Consider the following 4,030-nt stretch of genomic DNA (forward strand, 5'->3'; position numbering starts at 1 on the left):
TCCGTGTCTGATCGACGTGGCTTGACGCCCATGGTCTGAACGGTCCAGTCGAACAGGAACCGCCGTGGCGCCTGCGTCAGTGTTCAGTCGCCGAACAGGATTTCGTCCCAGCTCGGCACCGCGGAACGTCCCGCGCGGCGTTTTGATTTGGTCGAATTCTGGCTGTGCGCGTTGCCGGGAACGGAGCTTCGGTCGCCGGTCTTCTCCTGACCGGAATCAACGACGGACCCTTGCGAATCACCGGATGCGGCATTTGCGGAAGCTGCCGATGCCGCCGAATCGGCATTGATGACCTGCGTCCGATCGAGGCCGGCGGAGTCGGCGGAACGTTCTGCCGATACTGGCTCACTGGATGTCGTGCCGGCGTCCGTTTCCGGCGTGGTGCGCGGCACAATCGCATCGGTCGGCGAGGGAACGGTTTCGGATGTCGCGCCGGACGGACGCACCGCCGGCATCGTCGGTTCCGGAGCGTTCCATGCGGAGACGGTCTGTTCGATGCGGGCCGACCGCGCGGAATTGCCCGGTAGATTCAACGAGGTGAGATAGGCTTCGTCGACGCGCTGCTCGGCATTTCCCGATTTGGGTGTTTCCCGTTCGCCCACGAGCTTGCGCGCGGCGGCGTTGAGACAGGTCACGGCGTTGTCGTGCATGTTCCAGGACCATTCCGCACTGACCTTATGGCCTTCGGACACGAACCGCGCGGTGATCTTCCATGGTTCCAGGCCACGTCTGGTGGCCTTCCACGTCACGTCCTCCAAACGGATGCGCGCCGCGGCGAATGTGCGTTCGATGAGTTCGGACAAAGTGCGCACGCGGCTTTCCTTCGGCGCCGGCACCGCGAGGAACTGCTCGATCGCGTACTGCTTCTCCGTCTCCACGGCCGCCGAGAAACGCCGAACGAGGGCCTCGCTCAACGCATATCGTTCCGCCACGCGGGCCGGTTCGGCCCCGGCACGGATCAATGCCTGGATCTGCGAAATCGGCAAGGACGCCGAAGGATTCGGCTGACGGTCCTTCCGCGTTTCCGACTGAATCTGCTTCGCCTCCAAAATGGCTCTTTCAAGCGCCTCATCGACGTTGATGACGAATTTTTGCGCGCCCAGAACGAAGACGAGTTCACCGGCGTCGCTCACATGATCGAATCGGGCTTCCTCGAATGTATGCTCAGGCACGACACACCACTTTCCTCAAAAAATCCGTTTATTCCATTGTGCCCCACGTGTCGGATTTTACGAGTATTTCGATTCATGTATCCTATCCGGGGTAAAAGTCATGTATCCTATGGCGCATAAGCACCATAGATGACGAAAGGAATCTCGATGGCACAGGATTATGATTCCCCGCGCAACAAGGACGAGGACGAGGAGTCGCTCCAGGCTCTGGGCAAGAACTCCCAGAACAATTCCAACGACATGGACGACGATGAGAACGCCATTGCCGAGGATTACGAGCTGCCAGGCGCCGATCTGAGCAATGAGGACTCTTCGGTGACGGTCATTCCGATGCAGGGCGACGAGTTCATCTGCTCCGAATGCTTCCTGGTGAAGCACCGCAGCCAGCTCGCCTACACCACCGCCGACGGGCAGCCGGTCTGCCAGGAGTGCGCTGCCTGATGGCGTTCGACGAGACATACAACGAACCGGAAAACACCGAGGTTCTGGTGAAGTCGCTTGACCCCGGGCATCCGGCCGCGTTGCATTACGCGCATGCCGGCGACGCCGGGGCCGATCTGCGCACCACCGAAGAGGTGACGCTCAAGCCGTTCCAGAGGGCCTTGGTCCCCACGGGTCTGGCGATCGCGCTGCCGGCCGGATACGTCGCTTTGATCCATCCGCGTTCGGGACTCGCGGTGAAGCAGGGCGTGACCGTGCTGAACGCGCCGGGCACCGTCGATGCGGGATACCGTGGCGAGATCAAGGTGCCTCTGATCAATCTCGATCCGGAGCATACCGTGACGTTCAAGCCCGGCGACCGCATCGCGCAGATGGTGATCCAGCGCTATGTCGAAGCCAGATTCGTCCCGGCCGAGGTCCTTCCGGGATCTGATCGCGCCGAGCGCGGCTTCGGTTCCACCGGCATCGCCTCCTGAAACGGGGCGCGTCCCAATCGATGCATGCGCGATTCCGTTCCGCGACTGCGTTCGCTTGGGGAATGGCCGGCGTATGGCGCATCGCGTGATGATCGGGCTGTGCCTTGCGGTGGCATGCGGTGATGTGGAGCGTGGTCGGTTGCGTGGCGCGCGTCGCGCAACCGGCCACGGAAATCGTCGAAGGCAACATAAAGCGCGGGTAATATGGGGTACACCGTGAGCGAGGAGGTTGAAGATGGGCGAACATGAGCAGGAGGTTCACTCGGCCCACATGTTGGGTTGCGAGATCAGCACGAATCCTCTCGATCCGCTTGAACCTATCCGGAAGATGTGCGAATACCATCATCCGGGTGAGGATATGAGCATTCTCGCACGTGCCTACCGGCGCGCCGTCACGCAGCATTCGGCGCAGCGGCGCAAGTCAGGCGAGCCGTACATCATCCATCCGTTGGCGGTCGCGCAGACGCTGGCGGATCTCGGCATGGGGCCGTTGGTCGTCGCCGCCGGCCTGCTGCACGATACCGTTGAGGACACCGACTATACGCTGGACGAGTGCCGTGCCGAATTCGGTGACACCGTGACCGGCCTCGTTGATGGCGTCACCAAGCTTTCCAAGATGGAATACGGCGATTCCGCCCAGGCGGAGACCATTCGCAAGATGGTGGTCGCGATGAGCCGCGATGTGCGCGTGCTGGTGGTCAAGTTGGCCGACCGTGTGCACAACGCGCGCACATGGCGCTATGTCAAGACGTCAAGTGCCCAGCGCAAGGCCCGTGAGACCCTCGACGTGTATGCGCCGCTCGCCAACCGTCTGGGCATGAACGCCATCAAGACGGAGCTTGAGGAACTCAGCTTCAAGGTGCTGTACCCGAAGATTTACAACGAGATCGTGGTGTTGGTGTCGCGTCGCGCCGGCCAGCGTGACGTGTATCTGAAGCAGATTCTTGCCGAAATCAACGAGGATCTCGACGACCAGCACATCAAGGCACGCGTGACGGGACGACCGAAGGACTACTTCTCGATCTACCAGAAGATGATCGTCCGCGGCCATGATTTCGCCAACATCTACGATTTGGTCGGTGTGCGCATCATCGTCGACACTATTCAGGACTGCTATGCGGCGTTGGGCGCCGTGCACGCGCGGTGGAGCCCGGTTCCGGGACGCTTCAAGGATTACATCGCCATGCCGAAGCTCAACATGTACCAGAGCCTGCACACCACGGTGGTGGGTCCCGGCGGCAAACCGGTGGAGATCCAGATTCGTACGTGGGACATGCACCGCCGTGCCGAATTTGGCATCGCCGCCCACTGGAAGTACAAGGAGAACGGTCAGGCCGGCCGCGCGTTGAGCTCGCCGGACAAATCGGACCGCAAGCGCGGCGAAAACCAGGAGCTGAGCGAGGCCGACAACCTCAAGTGGATTCAGCAGCTTGCCGACTGGACGAGCGAGACCCCGGATTCCAACGAATTCCTTGGTTCGCTCAAGGAGGATCTGGGCGCTTCCGAAGTGTATGTGTTCACTCCGAAGGGCAAGATCGTCTCCCTGCCGGCGGAGGCCACGCCGATCGATTTCGCCTACGCGGTACATACCGAAGTCGGCCATCGCACGATGGGCGCGCGCGTGAACGGCCGTCTGGTGCCACTCGACACCAAGCTCGAAAACGGCGACACGGTGGAGATCCTCACTTCGAAATCCGAATCCGCAGGGCCATCGCGTGACTGGCTGAGCTTCGCGAAAAGCCCGAAGGCGCGCAACAAGATTCGCCAGTGGTTCAGCAAGGAGCGTCGCACCGAGGCCATCGAGGAGGGCCGTGACGAGCTGACCCGCGCCATGCGCAAACGCAACCTGCCGGTCACGACCTTGCTCACCCCCGAGGCGTTGGTCGGCATTGCCGACGAATTGAACTTCGCGAACGCCGACGCGGTGTTCGCGGCCATCGG

At 61.7% G+C, this 4,030-nt stretch carries 4 protein-coding genes; 3 read left to right on the forward strand and 1 reads right to left on the reverse strand.

What is annotated here, in order from left to right:
• Positions 1–83: 83 nt before the first annotated feature.
• Positions 84–1,172 carry a septation protein SepH gene (sepH, locus tag B3C64_RS05555; protein ID WP_291534307.1) on the reverse strand — a complete coding sequence of 363 codons (1,089 nt, stop codon included), beginning with the start codon at positions 1,170–1,172 and terminating at the stop codon, positions 84–86.
• Between the two features lie 147 nt (positions 1,173–1,319).
• Here sepH and B3C64_RS05560 point away from each other — a divergent pair, with 147 nt between their 5' ends.
• The 3 genes from B3C64_RS05560 to B3C64_RS05570 all read left to right on the forward strand — a co-directional run.
• The gene (locus tag B3C64_RS05560; RefSeq protein ID WP_291534308.1) at positions 1,320–1,613 is read left to right on the forward strand and encodes a DUF4193 domain-containing protein; all 294 of its coding nucleotides are present in this window, start codon (positions 1,320–1,322) and stop codon (positions 1,611–1,613) included.
• Complete coding sequence (dut, locus tag B3C64_RS05565) at positions 1,613–2,089, forward strand: dUTP diphosphatase (protein WP_291534309.1); 477 nt, start codon at positions 1,613–1,615, stop codon at positions 2,087–2,089. Before B3C64_RS05560 ends, dut begins: the two co-directional genes overlap by 1 nt.
• A 235-nt stretch (positions 2,090–2,324) precedes the next feature.
• A partial coding sequence (locus B3C64_RS05570) for a RelA/SpoT family protein (RefSeq protein WP_291534310.1) occupies positions 2,325–4,030 on the forward strand: 1,706 nt, incomplete at its 3' end.

The sequence above is a fragment of the Bifidobacterium sp. UBA6881 genome (assembly GCA_002451435.1).
Lineage (GTDB): Bacteria > Actinomycetota > Actinomycetes > Actinomycetales > Bifidobacteriaceae > Bifidobacterium.

Coding starts and splice junctions, on each gene's coding strand:
- dut (WP_291534309.1), top strand. CDS start 1,613: ATGGCGTTCGACGAGACATACAACGAACCGGAAAACACCGAGGTTCTG.
- B3C64_RS05560 (WP_291534308.1), top strand. CDS start 1,320: ATGGCACAGGATTATGATTCCCCGCGCAACAAGGACGAGGACGAGGAG.